Source organism: Pseudomonas lalkuanensis, from assembly GCF_008807375.1.
Lineage (GTDB): Bacteria > Pseudomonadota > Gammaproteobacteria > Pseudomonadales > Pseudomonadaceae > Metapseudomonas > Metapseudomonas lalkuanensis.
This window is the reverse complement of sequence record NZ_CP043311.1, coordinates 1,692,254-1,714,094: the sequence shown is the minus strand read 5'-3', so window position 1 is coordinate 1,714,094 and position 21,841 is coordinate 1,692,254. Positions and strand designations below refer to the sequence as shown.

The following is a 21,841-nucleotide window of genomic DNA, read 5'->3' as shown; positions in this document are numbered from 1 at the left end:
ACGCACCGGCTGTTCGGAATATCAAGCAGGCATGAATGCGATTTTCATCGACATGAAAAAGGGGTGAAGCAGTTGCTGCTTCACCCCTTTTCGTTAGCGGGTCACCTGTTCAAGCTGCCTCCTCAGCTGACGATGAAGTCCGCCTGGGTCACATCGGCACTGACCACCCCCACCAGGGTGATGCTGTTGGCCCCGATGGTGACCTGGGTATCGGCCCCTACCCCAGCGATCACAACGCTGCCGGCAAAGGTCGCCGCGGTGATGCCCAGGTCGGCGATATGCAAGCGGTCCTGGCCTCCTGCCTGAATGGCATCAAAACCGAGTATCCGGTCCTGTCCGAAACCGGCGCCGAATTGGAAGATGTCGTTGCCCACACCTCCATCCATGGTGTCGTTGCCGGCCCCACCAACCAGGATGTCATTCCCGCTCAAACCGCTGAGGGTGTCGTCGTCGCTTCCACCCTGGATCCGGTTGGCCAGGGTATTACCCGTCCCACTAAACACCCCACTGCCGATGAACACCAGGTTCTCCACGTTCGTCCCGAGGCTGTAGCTCGACAGGGTCGTACGGACCACATCGGTCCCGCCGCCTATCGCCTCCGCCACAAAGTCCAGTGCATTGTCCACGTAGTAGGTGTCATTACCGCTGCCACCTATCATCGTGTCGGCATCCGCGCCGCCATTGAGCACATCATTCCCAGCCAGCCCCTGGAGGATGTCATTCCCGGCCAAGCCGTCGAGGGTATCAGTGCCAGCGCCGCCGACCAGACGGTTGCCCAGAGCATTACCTGTCCCCGTAAACGCCCCGCCACCGAGAGAAACCAGTATCTCGAGATTGGCTCCCAGCGTGTAGCTGGACAGCGTCGTGCGGACCATGTCGCTCCCGCTACCCGCGCTCTCGACTACCGTATCCAGCACGTTGTCTACATAGAAGGTGTCGTCACCGACACCCCCGACCATCCGGTCGGCCCCTGTGTTGCCGTTGAGGACATCGTTACCATCTACACCAACCAAGGTGTCATCCCCACCACCGCCACTCAGGGTGTCGTTCCCCACGGCACCGGCGATCACATTCGCCAGTCCGTTCCCTACCGCCGTGAAGTTGCTGCTCCCGATATAGGCCAGGTTCTCGACATTGGCCCCCAGGTTGTAGCTGGCAAGGGTCGTACGGACCATGTCCACCCCGGCCCCAGCAGCCTCGTTCACCGAGTCGAGCACGTTATCGACATAGAAGGTATCGTTGCCGGTACCGCCACTCATGCTGTCAGCACCCGTGCCGCCATTGAGTATGTCATTGCCCGCCCCCCCACTGAGCGTGTCGTTACCGGCACCGCCGTTCATCACATCGTCACCCGCTGCACCGATCAGGGTGTCGTTGCCAGCCCCACCGGTGAACAGCCCACCGACAAAGGCGGTCGCCGCCGACGCCACCTGGTTGGCAAAACCCTGGTCATCCGTGTAGCTCACCAGCACCCGCAGCATCTGCCCGACCTGGGCCGCGCCCGGGGTGAAGTTCGCCGTATTGGCCCCGAGGACGTTGTTCCAGACCGTGCCATTGGTGGACGACTGCCACTGGAAGCTGAACACCGAGGTCGCCGTGCCATCGGCATCGGCGATGGTGCCACGCGTGGCGGTCAGCGCCACACCCTGGAAGAACGATGCCCCCGTGATCACCGGTGCACCGGTCGGTACATCGTTGACCTGGGTGCCCGATACCAGCGCCGTACCAGCCGAGTAGACGGTCTCCAGCACACCGTTACGATCCTTGTAGATGGCCTTCAAGCGCAGCGACTGACCGGCCAGGTCGGCGGTGACCCGGAAGGTCGGACCTGCCGCCACATCCGCGTCACCACCGGCATTCAGCGTCTCGATGTCGACGAACACGCCGTCGCCATCATCCACCTGCCAGTAGTAGGCCACCGGCCCGGTGATGGCGCCGCCGGCATTGTCGGCATCGGTCACGCCGGCAATGGAGGCCCGCAGCAGGGTACCGACCTCCGGTGTCGTATCGCTGACAGTCGCCAGCCCGGTCGGGCCGCTGTTCAGGCCCGGAACCGCCGCCAGGGCCTGGTCGGCGAACTGCAGGCGCTCGATACCGGTCAGGCGGTCGACCCCGTCGCGGCCATCCACCGTGTCGGTCACGGTGATGATGTCATCCGAGAAGTCCAGCGTGGTGCCTCGGTTGTCGATGTTGACCTGGTATTCGTCGAAGTTGCCGGTGAACACCGCCGTGTCGTAGTTGAAGCCGGTGCCATTGACGAGTTCGCGGACAATGACCATCTGCCCCGGGTTCACCAGGCCGGACAGAGCCGCCGACGCCAGCGTCAGGTTGGCCGCAGTACCTGCCAATGCACCGGATTTGTTGGTGATCACGCCGGTGAGGCTGTTGGCGGTACCGATCTCGACACCTGCTCCGTCACGGATGCTGATGCGCGCATTCAGCGACTTGTCGCCATCGATCAGGTCGTCGCCACCTCCGCCGATGAGCAGGTCACTGCCATTGCCACCGAGGATGATATTGCCAGCCCCGTACGAGGTGACCCCGGCGCCGAGGAACTCCTGCATCCCGGTGATCAGCGAGATATTGGTCAGCACGCTGCCATAAGCGCCCTGGGTGGCGATCGCCGTGGCATCGGCATCATCACCGCGCAGCATGTCGCTGAATCGGGAACCCGACATGCCCTCCGTGGACTCGAAGCGCGACAGCACCGACGCCACGGACGGCGCGATGGGTGCTTCGTTGAAGGCGCGCAGGCGCATGTCGACGTTGACACCCGCCGGATCGTCGCGGAACACCGCCCAGTCGAAGCCCGACATCCCGACATAGCGGTCACCTTCCCCGCCATTGCCCATCATGATGTCGTCGCCGCCTTCACCGTCCATCCGGTCGATGATCCCGAACTCGCCGTAGAAGACGTCGTGGCCGATGATCGGGTCGTTGCCGAAGGCATCGAAATTGTCGCCCGCGGCGCCATCGGCCATGCCGTGCTGGATCCAGTCGTCACCTTCATTGCCGAAGCTGAACTCATTGGCACGGCCGGCCAGAATGAAGTCGTTACCGACACCACCGAAGAATTCCGACTCGTCCTCGAGTTTGATCATGAAGTCGTTGCCGAACCCGCCGATTATCAGGTCAACGCCGTTGCCACTGTGGAGGACGTCGTTGCCCTCGCCGCCCTGGATGTTATCGTCGCCGCCCCGGTCGGTGATGATGTCGTCTCCGGCACCACCGAACAGGAAGTCGTTGCCGTCGCCGCCTTCCAGGCGGTCGTTGCCGGCGTCGCCGTGCAGGGTGTCGTCACCGATGCTGGAAATCAGCCTGTCGTTGCCGGCAGTGCCGCCCAGCACTACGTGGTCCTCGCCGCGATAGACCAGCAGGCCCTCCCCGCGGCCAACCAGCGGCAGCAAGGGGTTGGTCCCGGTCGGATCATCGCGACCGGAGAGACCGAGGCCGGTGTGCTGCGCAGCCTGGTTCACCTCGAGGGTGAAGGCCGGGGTCGAGAAGATATCCCCCGGCAGGTGCAACGCGTCGGTGTTGGCCATCACCAGCTTGGCGAACGAGTTGTTCTCCAGCTCAGTGAGGAAGTTCAGGCCGGCGGTCCGTTCCAGGTAGTAGAAACGGTCGCCGTCCTGGAGTTTCTCCATCTGGTTCTCGAACACGAAGTTGAAGGTCGAACCCAGCAGGCCGCCGAAGGGCATCTGCCGCTCGGCCAGGCCACCGATCCACAGGTCGATGTCATTCACCCCGGTGGTCGCTGCCGGCCCATTGAGGAACTCCAGGCGGTCCGCCGGTGCACCGTCGCCGCCGAATACCAGAAGCACGGCGGCGGCACGCTTGTCGGCCATGGTGGTAGCGCCGGTGATGCTGGCGTGGGTGCCATAGGCAGCGATGAAGTTCACCACCGATTCCTGGTGCTTCAGGTTCATCGCGAAGTCGAGCCAGCTGCTATAGGGCTTCAGCTGGGTATCGCCGGTCGCGTTGAAGAACTCCTGGCGCGCCATGTTCAGGGTTGGCACGCCGGTGTCACGACCGCGTGCCAGGTTGATGCTCGGCAAGTCCAACGGCAAGCCCAGCAGGTTGTTGCGCAAGGCCTCGGTGACGAACTCGTCAATCTCGTTGCCCAGTTGCCGGGTCATGCCGCGGACTATGGCGCCGGCCGCCTGGTCGGCGGACACCAGGACCGTGCCACCCGCGCCATCGCTCAACTGGTTGAACGCGAGCGGGTTGAGGAAGGCAGCGATCAGACCCATGGAACTGTCATTGGCGAAGGTCGGATCGAAGCGGTCCACGGTCTCGGTCAGCATCGAGTGGCCGAAGCGGTAAACGACGTGGGCGAACTCGGCGACTATGGCCGGGTTGATGTTCGTGTCGTAGACCTGGGTCGGCGCGAAGAACACGTCCACCTGCGGCTGCACCTTGCGCGCGAACTCCTCGAACACCAGGTGCTGGTACTGCATCTCGGTGGTGAAGCGCGCAGCCTGGAACAGCCGCTCGCCATCCCAGACACCGGGTGACAGTTGCCACTCGGCGATGAAGTCCGGGTCGTTGCTGGCCAGCACCACCGCCTTGATGTGTTCGACCATGCGGTTGTGCTCTGCGTGGAACACGTGGTGCACCGCAGTCAGGCCGATGTTTTCGTTGCCACGGCCATCGCCGGTGATGAAGTGCTCATTGAGCAGCTCATCGTCGTAGGTTCCAGCGAGGCCATCGTTCGGTCCCGCCACGTTGTCGGCATCGGCCACCAGCGCCTGGCTCGGCGTGGCCGGGTTGTTGTCATGGTCGCCGAACGGATTGGCCGAATGCGCGATGTCATCCAGGAAGGCGTGCCCGGTACGACCAGCCAGCGATGCGTCGATGGGGGCGGCGGGCGTGCCGGATTGCAGACCGCCGGCCGTGACGATCTGTGCGAACCCGGTGTCCGGATCGGGGATGAACTTGCCATAGGCATCCGTGGCGATCAGCGGCAGGTTGAGCACATCCTGGTCGTCCAGCTCGATGCCCAGCATGGCGCTGGCCTGCGCTTTGACGTCAGCCCAGGTGGGCAGGCCGCCGGAGGAACCGTCGGGGTTGATGCCGTCCAGCATGCGTCCGGTAGCGACCGGCCGACCGTTGGCATCCAGCACGTATTCACGCAGGAACACCTGGTGCGACGGATGCGAGGTGTAGGTCTGGTTCTGGTCGACGAAGGGCGTGGTCTGGTTCACGTGGACATGGATATCGTCCGAAGTGCCAAGCTGCCCGTCAGTGCCGGCCTGCACCGCCGTAGTGGAAGCACGGGTCATGACCATGAAGGCGTTCTGCGGCAACACTTCATCGCCGTTCCCGGCAATGCCGTCGCGACCGTGGGTGATCAGCGGGTCGTCAGGCTGCAGCGGAATGAACACCAGGCCGTTGCCCCCTTTGCTCACCAGATCCAGGCCGTGATCGAAGAACTGGCCGAACAGGGTGAACCAGGAGTTGAAGCCCGCCGACAGCCCCTCATCCGGAGCGGTGTTGGGGATCACCAGCGGCTGCCCACGGGGAATGACGACCCCGCCGGCATCGAGAATGATCGGCGTACCGTCCGGGTTGAACTGCGGGTTGCCCAGCGCATCGACAGCCTGGGTCCCCAGGCCCGCATCGAGGAAGGCCTTGACCGCCGCCGGGTTGGTGATGGTCTGGTCGACCACCAGATTGCTGATGGTGCGAGGATCGCTGTCCACGACACTGCCGCCGGGTCCGGACGTGGCGTAATTGCTGTTGTCGACGCCAGCGAAGGGAGCCTCATCGCCTTCGTTGCGGAAGAACTGATCCAGCAAGTTCGGGAACGGCTGGTCGGCCGCGCCGAAGTGCTCCTGGCCCGGAACCAGGTTATTGAAGCTGCCATCCACCGTCCGCAGGCCGAATGCGCCACGGGTGTTCGGCAGGATGTCCAGCAGGCTTTCGCCAGCGGAATGGCGTTCGGCAATCTTGATCTGGTCAAGGATGAACTGCAGGTCCCCACGGATCAGGTGCACGCCGCCATTGATGGGCTCGGTCGGGCTTTCGGCCGGAATTGCCGCTGGCGTGGTCGGCACCACCACGCCAGCTACATCGGCGGTCGGTGCGGAAAACGCGGTTTCCAGAACACCTTCGTCATCCTGATAGATCGCCTTCACGCGGATCGCCAGGCCGTTCTGCTCGGCGGTGACGCGGAAGGTGCCGCGGGCGGCCGTCGCTGGTACATCGCCACCTTCGGTGACGATGTCCTGGAAGATGCCCGAGCCGGCGATCGTCTCGACCTGCCAGATGAAGGTGATCGGCCGACCGTTGAGGGTGCCGCCGTCGTTGTCGGCGTCGGTGACCCCGGCCACCGAGGCTCTCAGCAATTGACCGACTGACGGCGTGTTGTCCACCAGGCCGCTGGAGGCATCGAGGATGCTCAGCTGGCCGGTGGGCAGGCTGTTGGCACCGCCGAGGACCAGCGTCTGGTCGGCGAACTGCAACCGCTCGATGTTCAGCAGGGTGTCCGAGCCTTCGGTGCCGACGTTGTCGGTGACCGTGGTCACGCCACCCACCGTGGTGACGGTGTAGTTGGCGCGGTCGCCGCCGAACACCGCGGTATCGATGCTGTCATCGGTATCGAGGATCTCGCGGACGATGCTCAGCTGGCTCGGATTGATCTCGCCCGAAAGCATGCGCGGAATCAGTTCCTGGATGGAGAGCACGGTCGTCACGTTGGCATTGCCGGTGACCTGCACCCGTACGTTGAGCCAGCGGTCGCCATCGATCAGGTCGTTGCCGCCACGGCCTTCGATGATGTCGCTGCCCGCACCGCCCAGCAGGATGTTGCCGGCGCTGAAGGACACCACGCCAGGTCCGAAGGCCTCGTCGAGCAGGCCCTGCAGTCCATTGACCAGGGCGATGTTGGTCAGGGTGCTGCCGAGCTCGCCATCCGTGGGAATGGTGGTGGCATCGGCGTGATCGCCCTTGAGGATGTCGCTGAAGGAGGAGCCCGACAGCCCTTCCACTTCCGCGAAGCGGTCGAGCAGGCCGGCGTTGGAGGCCGGGACCGGCGGTTCCACCAGGTCGTTGACCAGCAGGTCGACGTTGACGCCGCGCGGATCGCCACGGTAAGTGGCCCAGTCCCAACCGGACATGCCATCGAAGTGATCGGAACCTTCGGAGCCGACCATGATGTCGTCACCGCCTTCGCCTATCACCTCGTCGAAGCCCCCGCCACCGACGAAGACGTCGTTACCAGGCACCTCGTCGCGAGCGAACGGCGAGAAGTTGTCGCCGGGCGCACCATCCTGGGTGCCGATCTCGATCCAGTCGTCGCCTTCGTTACCCGCGGTCTGCAGGTTGCCCTTGGCGCCGTAGATGAAGTCGTTGCCGGTGCCACCGAAGGTTTCCGAAACGTCTTCGCCGGTGATGATGAAGTCGCTGCCGCCTCCACCGAGGATCAGGTTGAAGCCGTTGCCGGCCTGGATGACGTCGTTGCCCTCGCCACCCTTGATGTTATCGTCGCCGCCCAGGTCGGTGATGATGTCGTCACCCGCACCGCCATCGAGGTTGTCGACGCCGTCGCCACCTTCCAGGCGGTCGTTGCCTGCATCGCCCCAGAGAGTGTCATCGCCGATGCTGGCGATCAGGATGTCATCGCCGGCCGTGCCGCCGAGAACCACATGGTCTTCGCCGGTGTAGCGCAGGTAGTTGGTATCCGGCCCGACGGTGTCCGGGTTGTCGCGGACCACCAGGCCCAGCAGTGGGTTATCGCCCAGCGGGTCGGAGTTTCCGGCGATGCCGTCTGCCCCCACCACGTCGTCGGCGGTTCCCTGGATACCATCAGCGCCCGCCTCATTGAGGCCGGTGTGCTGTGCCAGTTGATTGACTTCGAGAATCCACGCCGGTGTGGAGAAGATATCCGCCGGAAGCCGGGTGATATCGGTGTTCTCCATCACCATCTTGGCGAAGGAGTTGTTCTCCATCTCGGTGAGGAAGTTCAGCCCTGCCAGGCGACCCAGGTAGTAGAAGCGGTCGCCGTTCTGCAGCGCTTCCAGCTGGGTCTCGAAGACGAAGTTGAAGGTGGAGCCGAGCAGGCCGCCGAAAGGCATCTGCTTCTCGGCGAGGCCGCCGATCCAGAAGTCCACCAGGTCCAGGCCGGTGGTGGTCACGCCGTTGGCGCCACTGGCCCAGGCCCCTGTGCTGTTCAGGAAGTCCAGGCGGTCGGCCGGGACATTGGCCCCGGTGCCGAGGACGATCGCCATCGCCGCTGCGCGCTTGGCTTCCAGGGTGGTCGCCCCGGTGATCGTGGCGTGCGTGCCATAAGCGGCGATGAAGTTGATCAGGGACGTTTCATGCTTGAGATTGCCCATGAAATCGACCCAGCTGGTGTAGGCCGTCAACTGGCTGTCGCCGGTCATCGCGTGGAATTCGCGGCGCGCGGCGTTCAGTGACGGAATACCGGTGTCACGGCCACGGGCGATGTTGATGGTGGCAAGGTCGAGCGGCAGGCCCAGCAGGTTGTTGCGCAGGGCTTCGGTCACGAACTCGTCGATCTCGTTGCCTTCCTGGCGGGTAGTGCCGCGGATGATGGCCCCGGCCGCCGCTTCCGCCGTCGCGCCGCTTGCGGCGAACGCCAGTGGATTGAGGAAGGCGGTGATCAGGCCGATCTCGCTGCTGGCGAAATTCGGGTCGAGACGGTCGATGGTCTCGGTCAGCATCGAGTGACCGAAGCGATACACCGTGTGGGCGAACTCGGCGACGATGGCCGGGTTGATGGTGGCGTCGAAGCCATTGGGTGCCAGGAACGCGTCGACAGCAGGCTGCACCTTGCGGGCGAACTCTTCGAACACCAGGTGCTGGTACTGCATCTCGGTGCCGAACTTGGCGGCCTGGAACAGACGCTCGCCGTTCCAGTTCAGTCCGTCCGGAGTCGCCGGCACGGCACCCACCGGAGTCAGCAACCACTGGTTGAGGAAGGCCAGGTCACCGGAGGCCAGGATCACTTCCTTGGTGTGCTCGACCAGCCGGTTGTGCTCGGCGTGGAACACATGGTGAACGGCGGTCAGGCCGATGTTTTCGTTGGCGCGGCCATCGCCGGCGATGTAGTGGGCGTCCAGCAGCTCGTTGTCGTAGGTGGCGGCATTGCCGTCATCCACACCGGCCACCGCGTCGGCATCGACGCCCAGCAGTGCGCCGGTCTGGCTATTGAAGGGGTTGGCACTGTGGGCGATGTCATCCAGGAAGGCATGGCCGGTGCGGATCGCGCCCACCAGGCTGATGGGTGCCGCCGGGTTGCCCTCGACCAGCACGTTGCCGGGGAAGACCACTTGCGGGAATCCGTTCGGACCCTTGATGAAGTTGCCATAGGCATCGGTAGCCAGCAGCGGCACACTGCCCACATCGGCGTCGGTCAGCTCGATGCCGAGAATGTCGCGGGCCTGCGCCTTGACCACGGCCCAGGTCGCCATGCCGCCCAGCTCGACGTCATCTGCCGTACCGAACCTGCCGTCCAGGCCCAGATCACGGTTGGTAATCAGCCGGCCGGTAGAGACCGGGTCACCATTGGCGTTCAATTCGTAGGCTCGCAGGAACACCTGGTGAGACGGGTGCGAGCTGTAGGTCTGGTTCTGGTCGACGAAGGGCGAGGTGGTGTTCTGGGTTTCCTGGGTATCGTCCGCGGTACCGACAACGCCATCGGCTCCGGGACCGGCGAACTGGGTGGCACGGGTCAGGACCAGGAAGTTGGTCGGACTGCCCTGGACGAACAGCGGGTCGTCTTCCTGCAGGGGGATGAAGACCACCTCGTTGCCCCCCTTGGTCACCAGGTCCAGGCCATGGTCGAAGAACTGGCCGAAGAAGGTGAACCAGGTGTTGAAGGGTGCGGAGAGCCCTTCATCCGGCGTGGTATTGGGCAGGAACAGCGACTGCCCGGCAGGGACCGGAACCCCGGCGAGGTCGAGCAGCGTGCCGACCGGGAACGGAACACCGGCGGGATCGAGCTGGGTGCCATCGGCCAGGACACCGAAGCCGGCATCGACGAAGGTCTGGACCGCCGCCGGGTTGCTGATGGTCTGATCGACGATCAGGTTGCTGATGGTGCGCGGCTGGGAATCGATAACCGTGCCGCTACCCAGGTAGGAGGTGCCGCCTTCTGCCGGACGGAATACCGGCTCCAGCATGCGCGGGAAGAGTTCGTCGGCGGCACCGACGGTTTCCTGCCCTCCCAGCAGATGGTTGAAGGAGCCATCCAGTGTGCGCAGTCCCCAGGGCACCTGCGTGTTGGGCACAAGGGAGGACAGTTCCTCGCCGGCCGCGTGGGCCTCGGCGATGAGGATCTGCTGAAGAATGAACTCAAGGTCAGACAGGATGAAATTGGCCATGTTGTTTACCTCAATCCGACAGCAATAAGTCAGGCCGAACCGCGCCCGCACGGGGGCGATTCCACGTTTCGTCGCAGGAAAGTGATCAAGCCGGGCAAATCGCAGTCGCGGCCGAACCCGCCAAGCCTTGGTAGTGGCTCAGTTCCGACTGAATGGATTTGTCCCTCTCAGCACCGTCGTTGAAGGCGGCGCGCCAGATCAGGCGTGAGGCGGTCCGTGGAAACGGATCCTGGGGGCGGCACTGGTCGATGGGCCATTCGACCCACCGGGCGAGACTGAGACGATGCTCATTGCGGTGTTCTCCCTAGCACTCTTGTGGTGTGCGCCGCAGCCACGTTCCTCAACGTTACTGCGTGCCAAAAAACAGTCATGCTCGTACACACCCTGACTAAAGCCCTGCCCCCAGGCACTGTCAATAAATCGTCGCATTGTATTTCCAAATGTAAAAAAGACTCAACTAGCTGATTTATAACGAATAACCGTAAAATGCTCGTTGCCACCCGGTCTTCAACATGCGGTAGCACTCTTCTTGCGGTCCCGGGACGTACTTGCCAGGATCGCTGAAAGCAGCGATCCAGAGCGGCCCAAGCCGAATTCCCCACTTATCAGCGGATTACAACCGTTGACTCAAATGGGAAATCCGGGCAATTAGGAGGCATCTTTCTTGCTTGAAAAACGCAGAGGATGGGATGCTGGTGCCAGAAAGCCGACGCTCCTTGCCTGACAGGCCGGAGCGTGCGGAATAGAGCCATTAGGGCTGTTTTCCAGGCACAAGAAAAAGGGGAAGCACTGGGTGCTTCCCCTTCCTTGTTACTGCAACTGGAGTGTTGGCTGCCTCCTCAGCTGACGATGAAGTCCGCCTGGGTCACATCGGCACTGACCACCCCCACCAGGGTGATGCTGTTGGCCCCGATGGTGACCTGGGTATCGGCCCCTACCCCAGCGATCACAACGCTGCCGGCAAAGGTCGCCGCGGTGATGCCCAGGTCGGCGATATGCAAGCGGTCCTGGCCTCCTGCCTGAATGGCATCAAAACCGAGTATCCGGTCCTGTCCGAAACCGGCGCCGAATTGGAAGATGTCGTTGCCCACACCTCCATCCATGGTGTCGTTGCCGGCCCCACCAACCAGGATGTCATTCCCGCTCAAACCGCTGAGGGTGTCGTCGTCGCTTCCACCCTGGATCCGGTTGGCCAGGGTATTACCCGTCCCACTAAACACCCCACTGCCGATGAACACCAGGTTCTCCACGTTCGTCCCGAGGCTGTAGCTCGACAGGGTCGTACGGACCACATCGGTCCCGCCGCCTATCGCCTCCGCCACAAAGTCCAGTGCATTGTCCACGTAGTAGGTGTCATTACCGCTGCCACCTATCATCGTGTCGGCATCCGCGCCGCCATTGAGCACATCATTCCCAGCCAGCCCCTGGAGGATGTCATTCCCGGCCAAGCCGTCGAGGGTATCAGTGCCAGCGCCGCCGACCAGACGGTTGCCCAGAGCATTACCTGTCCCCGTAAACGCCCCGCCACCGAGAGAAACCAGTATCTCGAGATTGGCTCCCAGCGTGTAGCTGGACAGCGTCGTGCGGACCATGTCGCTCCCGCTACCCGCGCTCTCGACTACCGTATCCAGCACGTTGTCTACATAGAAGGTGTCGTCACCGACACCCCCGACCATCCGGTCGGCCCCTGTGTTGCCGTTGAGGACATCGTTACCATCTACACCAACCAAGGTGTCATCCCCACCACCGCCACTCAGGGTGTCGTTCCCCACGGCACCGGCGATCACATTCGCCAGTCCGTTCCCTACCGCCGTGAAGTTGCTGCTCCCGATATAGGCCAGGTTCTCGACATTGGCCCCCAGGTTGTAGCTGGCAAGGGTCGTACGGACCATGTCCACCCCGGCCCCAGCAGCCTCGTTCACCGAGTCGAGCACGTTATCGACATAGAAGGTATCGTTGCCGGTACCGCCACTCATGCTGTCAGCACCCGTGCCGCCATTGAGTATGTCATTGCCCGCCCCCCCACTGAGCGTGTCGTTACCGGCACCGCCGTTCATCACATCGTCACCCGCTGCACCGATCAGGGTGTCGTTGCCAGCCCCACCGGTGAACAGCCCACCGACAAAGGCGGTCGCCGCCGACGCCACCTGGTTGGCAAAACCCTGGTCATCCGTGTAGCTCACCAGCACCCGCAGCATCTGCCCGACCTGGGCCGCGCCCGGGGTGAAGTTCGCCGTATTGGCCCCGAGGACGTTGTTCCAGACCGTGCCATTGGTGGACGACTGCCACTGGAAGCTGAACACCGAGGTCGCCGTGCCATCGGCATCGGCGATGGTGCCACGCGTGGCGGTCAGCGCCACACCCTGGAAGAACGATGCCCCCGTGATCACCGGCGCACCGGTCGGTGCGTCATTGACCTGAGCAGCCGCGACCACATCTGTCACGTTCGACAGTACGGTCTCCAGCACACCGTTGGCGTCCTTGTAGATGGCCATCACCCGCAAGGCCAGGCCGGCCAGGTCGGCGGTAACGCGGAAACTGCGGCCCGTGGCGCGGGATACCTCGCCGGCGGCGATGAAGGTGATGTCGTCGAAGATGCCGCTGCCCGCGTTGGTTTCCACCTGCCAGTAGTAGGACACCGGCCCGGTGATGGTGCCACCGGCATTGTCGGCGTCGGTCACACCCGCCAGGGAAGCGGTGAGCAGCGAGCCGACTTCAGGCGTGGCATCGCTGATGCTCACCGCGCCCACCGGGCGCGCATCGGTGCCGGACAGGTCGATGACACCGTCGGCGAACTGCAGACGCTCGATGCTGTTCAGGTGGTCGGTACCGTCACGGCCGGCCACCAGGTCGGTCACTGTGACCGTGCCATCGGCATTGACCACGAAGTCGTACTCCGACGACAGGCCACGGTACGCCGCCGTATCCAGCGCGGCATTGCCTTGCAGGAGCTCCCGTACGATCACCAGTTGCCCGGCGTGATAGGTACCGTTGACCATCAGCGGCACCATCTCGGTCATGCTGTTGAAGCTGGCGACCTCCGCACCGCTGCCATCGAGGTTGGCCCGCACGCTGATGCGCACGTTCAGCCATCTGTCGCCATCGATCAGGTCATCGCCGCCCCGTCCCATGATGATGTCGCTGCCGCTGCCGCCGAGCATGATGTTGCCGCCGTCGAAGAAGGCCACGGACGGCACGGCCACGGTACCGAGCATCTGGTTGAGGAAGTCCTGCAGCCCGGAGATCAGCGCGATGTTGGTCAGCACGCTGCCCTTGGCGCCTGCGGTCGGCAGGGTGGTAGCGTCGGAATCGTCACCACTCAGCACGTCACCGAAGGCGGAACCCGACAGACCTTCGACGAAGTCGAAGCGGGCCAGCACCGAGGCACCTGAACCCGGCTGCTGCGGCTGGTCGAAGAAGCGGTCGCTGATGTCGATGGTGACACCGCGGGTATCGTTCTTGAAGGTCGCCCAGTCGTAGCCGGAAGCACCGATGTAGCGATCGCCCAGGCCAGCGCTGCCGACCATGATGTCGTCACCGCCTTCGGCGTTGAACTTGTCGTTTTCGCCGCTGCCGACGTAGACGTCGTTGCCTGCGATCGGGTCGTTGCCAGCCGGATCGAAGTTGTCACCAGGGGCGCCGTCCGAGGTACCGGCTTCCAGCCAGTCGTCCCCTTCGTTGCCCATGTCCTGCTCGTTGGCTTTGGAACCCAGGATGAAGTCGTTGCCCTGGCCGCCGAAGGCTTCGCTGGCGTCTTCACCGGTGATGATGAAGTCATTGCCGAAGCCGCCGAGGATCAGGTTGACGCCGTTGCCACCCTGGATCACGTCGTTGCCGTTGTCACCCTTGATGTTGTCGTCGCCACCCACGTCCGTGATGATGTCGTCGCCGTCGCCGCCATTGATGAAGTCATTGCCGTAGCCGCCATCCAGACGGTCATCGCCACCGTCGCCATAGAGGGTGTCGTCGCCCTCGCTGGAGCGCAGGATGTCGTTGCCGGCACTGCCGCCCAGTACCACGTGGTCCGGACCGCGATACAGCAGGTAGTTGGTGTCGGCACCAGCGGTCGCCGGGTTGTCACGGCTCACCAGCGGCAGCAGCGGGTTGTCACCCAGCGGGTCGGAGTTGCCGGCGATGCCGTCGGCGCCGACCACGTCATCGGCGGTGCCCTGGATGCCGTCGGCACCCGCCTCATTCAGCCCGGTGTGCTGCAGAGCCTGGGTGACTTCCAGCGTGAAGGCCGGAGTCAGGAAGACCACGGCCGGCAGGTGGGTGGCAGCGGTGTTGGCCATGATCAGCTTGGCGAACGAGTTGCCTTCCAGCTCGGCGTTGAAGTTCAGGCCGGCGGTGCGCTCCAGGTAGTAGAAGCGGTCACCGTCCTGGAGTTTCTCCAGCTGGTTCTCGAACACGAAGTTGAAGGTCGAACCCAGCATGCCGCCGAAGGGCGTAACCTTCTCGGCCAGGCCACCGATCCAGAAGTCCACCAGGTTGAGACCGGTTTCCACGCCGGTCCACGCGCCAGTGCCATTGAGGAAGTCCAGCCGGTCGGCAGGCGCCCCTGCCCCGCCCAGGACGATGGCGGTCGCCGCGGCACGCTTCTCGGCCAGGGTGGTCGCCGTTACGTCGATGGAGTCGTGGGTACCGTAGGCCGCGATGAAGTTGATCAGCGACTCCGGATGCTTCAGGTGCATCACCATGTCGGCCCAGCTCACGTAGGGCTTCAGGTTGGAATCACCGGTCGCTTCATAGAACTGGGCCCGGGCATGGTTGAGGCTCGGCACGCCAGTGTCGCGACCACGGGCGATGTTCAGGGCCGCCAGGTCCAGTGGCAGGCCCACCAGGTTGTTGCGCAGGGCCTCGGTGACGAACTCGTCGATCTGGTTGCCCACGGTACGGGTTACGCCACGGACGATGGCACTGGTTGCGTCTTCCGGGGTCACGCCGCTGGCGGCATAGGCCAGCGGGTTGAGGAAGGCGGCGATCAGACCCAGTTGCTGGTCGTTGGTCGGGTGCAACGGGTCGACCGTGACCGGGTTGAAGTTGGCGTCGAAGCGATCGACCGTCTCGGTCAGCATCGAGTGGCCGAAACGGTAAACCGTATGGGCAAACTCGGCGACGATCGACGGATCGAGGTTGACGTCATAGACCTGGGTCGGCGCGAAGAACGGGTCGACGTTGGGCTGGATGGTCCGCGCGAACTCCTCGAACACCAGGTGCTGGTACTGCATTTCGGTACCGAACTTGGCGGTCTGGAACAGCCGCTCGCCATTCCACTGCAGGGCATCGATCTCGGCCGCGGTGGTCGGGAACACAGCCGGTGCGGTACCCGGCAGCAGCCACTCGGTGAGGAATGCCAGGTCGTTGCTGGCCAGCACGGTGGACTTGGTCTGCGCCACCAGGCGGTTGTGCTCGGAGTGGAAGATCGCGTGCACCGCGGTCAGGCCGATGTTCTCGTTGACCCGGCCGTCGCCAGCCATGTAGTGCGCGTCGAGCAGCTCGTTGTCGTAGGTTCCCGCTGCCGGCGGAGTACCGACGTTGACGATGTCGTCGGCGTCGGCGGTCAGGCCGCCGCTGGGATCAGCGCTGTGAGCGATGTCGATGAGGAACTGGTGGCCGGTGCTGACAGCGCCAGTCAGGCTGATCCCCACACCGCCATTGGCAGTCGGGTCACCTTCGATGAGCACATCGTCAGCGGTACCCGGCAGGCCGTCAGGACCGACGAACACCACCATCGGGAAGCCGTTCGGCCCCTTGATGAAGTTACCGTAGTCGTCGGTGGCCAGCAGCGGCACATCGAACACATTGGCATCGGTCAGGTTGATCCCCAGCATGTCGCGGGCCTGGGCCTTGACCACCGCCCAGGTGGCCATGCCGCCGATCTCCACGTCGTCGGCGGTGCCGAACTGGCCGTCGGCACCCAGGTTGCGGTTGGTGACCAGCTCACCGGTGGCCACCGGGCCATTGGCCGTCATCACGTACTCGCGCAGGAACACCTGGTGCGACGGGTGCGAGCTGTAGGTCTGGTTCTGGTCGACGAAGGGCGAGGTGGTGTTCTCGTTCTGCCCCGGTACGCCGCCCAGCTGGGTGGCGCGGGTGAGGACCATGAAGTTGGTCGGGCTTCCGGGAACGAAGCGCGGATCATCCGGCTGCAGCGGGATGAACACGGTGCCGCTGCCGCCCTTGGTCACCAGGTCCAGGCCATGGTCGAAGAACTGCCCGAAGAAGGTCATCCAGGCGTTGAACGGAGCGGTCAGGCCGGCATCCGGCATGGTGTTGGCGATGAAGTTCACCTGCTGGTCATCGGCCGTGCCGAACAGACCGTCCAGGCCTGGGCTGGTCACGACTAGGTTGCCGTCCTTCAACACATCGTCGGCCGTGCCGAGAATCCCGTCCACGCCAGGGTCGAAGGTCGACGCCACCGCCGCCGGGTTGTTGGCGGTCTGGTCGACGATCAGGTTGGAGATGGTGCGCGGGTCGCTGTCCACCACGCTGGTGGAGGAGTTGTAGTTGGTGTTGGTGACGCCGTTGAAGGCGGCCTCATCGTTCTCGTTGGTGAATTCCGGCGGCAACAGCCGCGGGAAGGTGTTGTCGGCCGCGCCGAACTGGCTCTGATCGATGCCGGAGAAGTTCAGCAGGTTATTGAACTCGCCGGTTACGGTACGCAGGCCCATGGAGGCGCGCACGTTGGGCAGCAGCGACAGCAGGTCGGTGCCGGCCGCATGCGCTTCGGCAATCCTGATCTGGTCAAGGATGAAGTTCAGGTCCGAACGCACCAGTTGGATGCCAGCCCCGCTCTGGGTGACGCCCGGCCCCGGGTCGACCAGCGGAGTGGGCGCCGGCGGGGTGAAGGGAGCCACCGCGGCGGACGGTGCGGAGAACACCTGCTCGGTGACGCCGCCGGCATCCTGGTAGACGCCCTTGACCCGGATCGACAGGCCCGCGAGGTCCGGAGTGATCCGGAAGCGGATGCCGTTGGCGCTCTGGAAGGCCAGGTCGCCCGCCGGTGCGGCAATGATGTCCTCGAAGACGCCGCTGCCCGGAACGCGCTCGACCTGCCAGACATAGTTGACGTCGGTGATGCCGCCGCCAGGGTTGTCAGCGTCGTTGACGCCGGCCGCGGAGACGGTGAGGAAATCACCGACCTGCATGGCACCGCCGTTGGTATCGGTGATGGTCAGCAGTCCCGTCGGCTCGGCATTGAGGCCGGCGACCAGCACCTGCCTGCCGTCGGAGAACTGGATGCGCTCAATGTTGGTCAGGCGATCAATACCATCGCGGCCTGCTACCGAATCGGTGACGGTGAAGGAACCGTCGCCGTTGTCGACCACCGTGTATTCGCTGGCCAAACCGCGGTAGTTGGCGGTATCGAATGCAGCACCGCCGTTGAGCAGTTCACGCACCGCCACCAGTTGGCCGGGGTTGAAGGTGTGGTTCAGCATCAGCGGAATCAGGTCCACCATGCTGTCGAAGCTGGCGATTTCCGGCCCGGTGCCGTCGATGTTGGCTCGCACGCTGATGCGCACATTCAGCCACAGGTCACCATCCAGCAAGTCATTGCCGCCACGGCCTTCGAGAATGTCACTGCCACCACCGCCGAGGATGATGTTGCCGCCGACGAAGGTGTCCACCAGGTCGTCCGCGGTGCCGAGGATGGCGTCCGCACCTACCGCGGCCTGGTCACCGAGGAAGGCCCGCAGGCCGGTGATCAGGTCGAGGTTGGTCAGGGCACCGCCGGTGGCGCCGCCATGGTTGATGATGGTGGTCGGGTCCACGTCGTCGCCGCGCAGGATGTCGGCGAAGTCGGAACCTGACAGGCCTTCCACCTCGGCGAAGCGGTCGAAGATCGACGCCGGCGACTGTGCCACCGGGAAGGCGATGTGGTCGCCCACTTCACCGATGCCGAGGAAGGCCGCCAGGGCCAGGTCGACGGTGACGCCGATGTTGTCGTTCTTGTAGGTGACCCAGTCATAGCCGGACATGCCGTCCATCTTGTCCTGGGCATCGCTGCCCACGAAGATGTCGTCGCCGCCCTCCCCGAGCATTTCGTCGAAGCCGCCGCCGCCGATGAAGATATCGTGACCGATCACGTTGTCAGCCAGCAGGGGCGCGAAGTTGTCGCCGGGCGCACCGTCCTGGGTGCCCCACTCGATCCAGTCGTTACCCTCGTTGCCAGTGGGTGGCAGGCTGGTCTTGGCGCTGTAGATGAAGTCGTCGCCCTGGCCACCGAAGGTGGTGGACATGTCTTCGATGGTGACGATGAAATCCTTGCCATCGCCACCGAGGATCAGGTTTCCGGCGCCGGCGGCCATCATGTTCCCGACGTGGATTACGTCGTTGCCTGCGCCGCCTTCCATGCGGTTGTCGCCGCCGGCATCGGTGAGGATGTCGTCGCCATCGCCACCCATGACGGTATCGTTGCCGTAGCCGCCTTCCAGTACGTCGTTGCCGCCGTCGCCGTAAAGGGTGTCGTCGCCTTCGCCGGAGATGAGGGTGTCGTCGAGCGCGGTACCGCCAAGCACTACGTGGTCTTCACCGGTGTAGCGCAGGTAGTTGGTTTCGACTGCCGCGGTATGAGGATCGTCGCGAATCACCAGCGGGGTGATTTCCACCCCATTGATGAGAATGCCACCCGTGGGATCGGCGCGGCCATCGGCGCCCAGACCGGTGTGCTGGAGCGCCTGATTGACCTCCAGGATCCAGGTCGGGGTGGAGAAGATCGCGTTGGCCAGGTGAGTGGCATCGGTGTTGAGCATCACCAGCTTGGCGAAGGAGTTGTTCTCCAGCTCGGTGCCGAAGTGCATCCCCGCGGTGCGCGACAGGTAATAGAAGCGGTCACCGTTCTGCAGGGCTTCCAACTGGGTCTCGAAGACGAAGTTGAAGGTGGAACCCAGCATGCCGCCGAAGGGCATTTTCTCTTCGGCCAGGCCGCCGATCCAGAAGTCCACCAGATCCAGGCCGGTGGTGGTCACGCCATCGGCACCGCTGGCCCAGGCACCGGTACTGTGCAGGAAGTCCAGGCGGTCAGCCGGTTCACCGGCACCGCCCAGCACCAGCAGGGTCGCGGCCGCGCGCTTGGCCGCCAGGGTAGTGGCAGTGGTGATGCTGGTGTGGGTGCCGTAGGCGGCGATGAAGTTGATCAGCGATTCCGGGTGCTTCAGGTGATCGAGGAAGTCCACCCAGCTCGTGTAGGGGTTGAGCTGTTCGTCGCCGGTCATGCGGTAGAACTCGCGGCGCGCGGCGTTCAGCGAGGGAATGCCGGCGTCACGGCCGCGGGCGATGTTGATGGCGGCGAGGTCCAGCGGCAGGCCTACCAGGTTGTTGCGCAAGGCCTCGGTGACGAACTCGTCGATCTCGTTGCCCACGGTGCGGGTCACGCCGCGCACGATGGCACCGGCGGCGGCTTCCGCAGTGGGGCCACTGGCGGCATAGGCCAGCGGGTTGAGGAAGGCGGCGATCAGGCCCAGTTGCTGGTCATTGGTCGGGCGCAAGGGGTCGACCGTGACCGGATTGAAGTTCGGGTCGAAACGATCGATGGTCTCGGTCAGCATCGAGTGGCCGAAACGGTAAACCGTATGGGCGAACTCGGCGACGATGGACGGATCGATGGTGGTGTCATAGCCAGACGGCGCGAGGAACGCGTCCACCTGCGGCTGGATGGTGCGGGCGAACTCCTCGAACACCAGGTGCTGGTACTGCATCTCGGTGCCGAACTTGGCGGCCTGGAACAGGCGCTCGCCGTTCCAGTTGAGGGTCGAGGTATCGGCAGGGATCGCGACGACGGGCGTCAGCAACCATTGGTTGAGAACCGCGACATCACCGGAAGCGAGCAAGGTCGCCTTGGTCTGTTCCACCAGGCGGTTGTGCTCGGAGTGGAACACGTGGTGCACGGTGGTCAGGCCGATGTTCTCGTTGACCCGGCCGTCACCGGCCATGTAGTGCGCGTCGAGCAGCTCGTTGTCGTAGGTACCGGCCGCAGGCGTGGTGCCGACGTTGATGATGCTGTCGGCATCCGCCGTCAGGCCTCCGGTGGGGTCGGCACTGTGGGCGATATCGATGAGGAACTGGTGGCCGGTGCCGACCGCATTGGCCAGGTCGATGGGCGCCAGCGGATTACCTTCCACCAGGATGTCATCGGCGGTTCCGGCCAGACCGTCAGGCCCCTTCATCACGACTTGCGGGAAGCCATTCGGGCCCTTGATGAAATTGCCATAGGCATCGGTGGCCAGCAGCGGCACGTCAAACACGTTGGCGTCGGTCAGGTTGATCCCGAGGATGTCGCGGGCCTGTGCCTTGACCACTGCCCAGGTGGCCATGCCACCGATCTCCACGTCGTCGGCGGTGCCGAATTCGCCATCGGCACCCAGGGCACGGTTGGTGATCAGCTTGCCAGTGGCGTGCGGTTGCCCGTCGGCACCGATCTCGTAGGCGCGCAGGAATACCTGGTGCGACGGGTGCGAGCTGTAGGTCTGGTTCTGGTCGACGAAGGGCGAGGTGGTGTTCTCGTTCTGCCCCGGTACGCCGCCCACCTGGGTGGCGCGGGTCACGACCATGAAGTTGGTCGGGCTGCCCGCCACGAAACGCGGGTCGTCCGACTGCAGGGGGATGAAGACGATGTCGTTGCCGCCCTTGGTGACCAGGTCCAGGCCGTGGTCGAAGAATTGCCCGAAGAAGGTCATCCAGGCATTGAAGGGCGCAGACAGGCCACCGTCCGGCGCGACGTTCGGAATGAAAAAGGTCGGTGTGTCATCGGCGGTACCGAACAGGCCATCGAGGCCGGGGCTGGTCACGATCTGGGCGCCATCCTTCAGCACGTCGTCGGGGGTTCCGAGAACCCCATCCACGCCGGGGTCGAAGGCCGCCGCGACCGCCGCCGGGTTATCGGCAGTCATGTCGACGATCAGGTTGCTGATGATGCGCGGCTGGGCGTCGATTACCGTCCCGGTGGTCTGCGCGTATGACGTACCGGCATCGGCTGTCCGGAACACCGGGTCCAGCAGACGCGGGAAGAGGTTGTCCGCAGCGCCGAACTCGGTCTGTCCGGCGAACAGGTTGTTGAACGAGCCATCGATGGTGCGCAAGCCGAAGGGCACTTGCACGTTGGGCAGAAGATCAAGGAGATCCTCCCCATTGGCGTGGGCTTCGGCGATGAGAATCTGCTGGAGGATGAAATCCAGGTCCGCGAGGTTGAAATTGGCCATTTGCTGATTCCTCAATTCCGACTGCGTAAGGGCGTGCGCCATGGCAGCAAGGACAGGGCTCCACGCTTTCGACTTGACTTCGGGATTTGGGGGACTAGATGACGCCTACCTTGAAGCGACGCTGGTGCTAGCGCGATTCACGCTCTTCAGCAGGAGGTTCTATCCCTGAAAGCGCCGGCGATGTCGTACCGGCACCGGGAGTCATCGGCCCGGCGGACCGTGAAATTCGGAGAGATGTTGCGAGAGGGGCGAAAGCGCCCCCGGGAATGCGGTGTGCGAAACAGTGCTCATGACGTT

2 protein-coding genes are annotated in these 21,841 nt (G+C 64.0%); both read right to left on the bottom strand.

Annotated elements, in window-relative coordinates:
- Positions 1 to 122: 122 nt before the first annotated feature.
- Positions 123 to 10,346 carry a peroxidase family protein gene (locus tag FXN65_RS08080; protein WP_151132569.1) on the bottom strand — a complete coding sequence of 3,408 codons (10,224 nt, stop codon included), beginning with the start codon at positions 10,344 to 10,346 and terminating at the stop codon, positions 123 to 125.
- An 839-nt stretch (positions 10,347 to 11,185) separates the two neighbouring features.
- A complete protein-coding gene (locus FXN65_RS08075; protein ID WP_151132568.1) occupies positions 11,186 to 21,544 on the bottom strand; it encodes a peroxidase family protein in 10,359 nt (3,452 codons plus the stop codon).
- Positions 21,545 to 21,841: the final 297 nt, after the last annotated feature.

Coding starts and splice junctions, on each gene's coding strand:
- FXN65_RS08080 (WP_151132569.1), bottom strand. CDS start 10,346: ATGGCCAATTTCATCCTGTCTGACCTTGAGTTCATTCTTCAGCAGATC.
- FXN65_RS08075 (WP_151132568.1), bottom strand. CDS start 21,544: ATGGCCAATTTCAACCTCGCGGACCTGGATTTCATCCTCCAGCAGATT.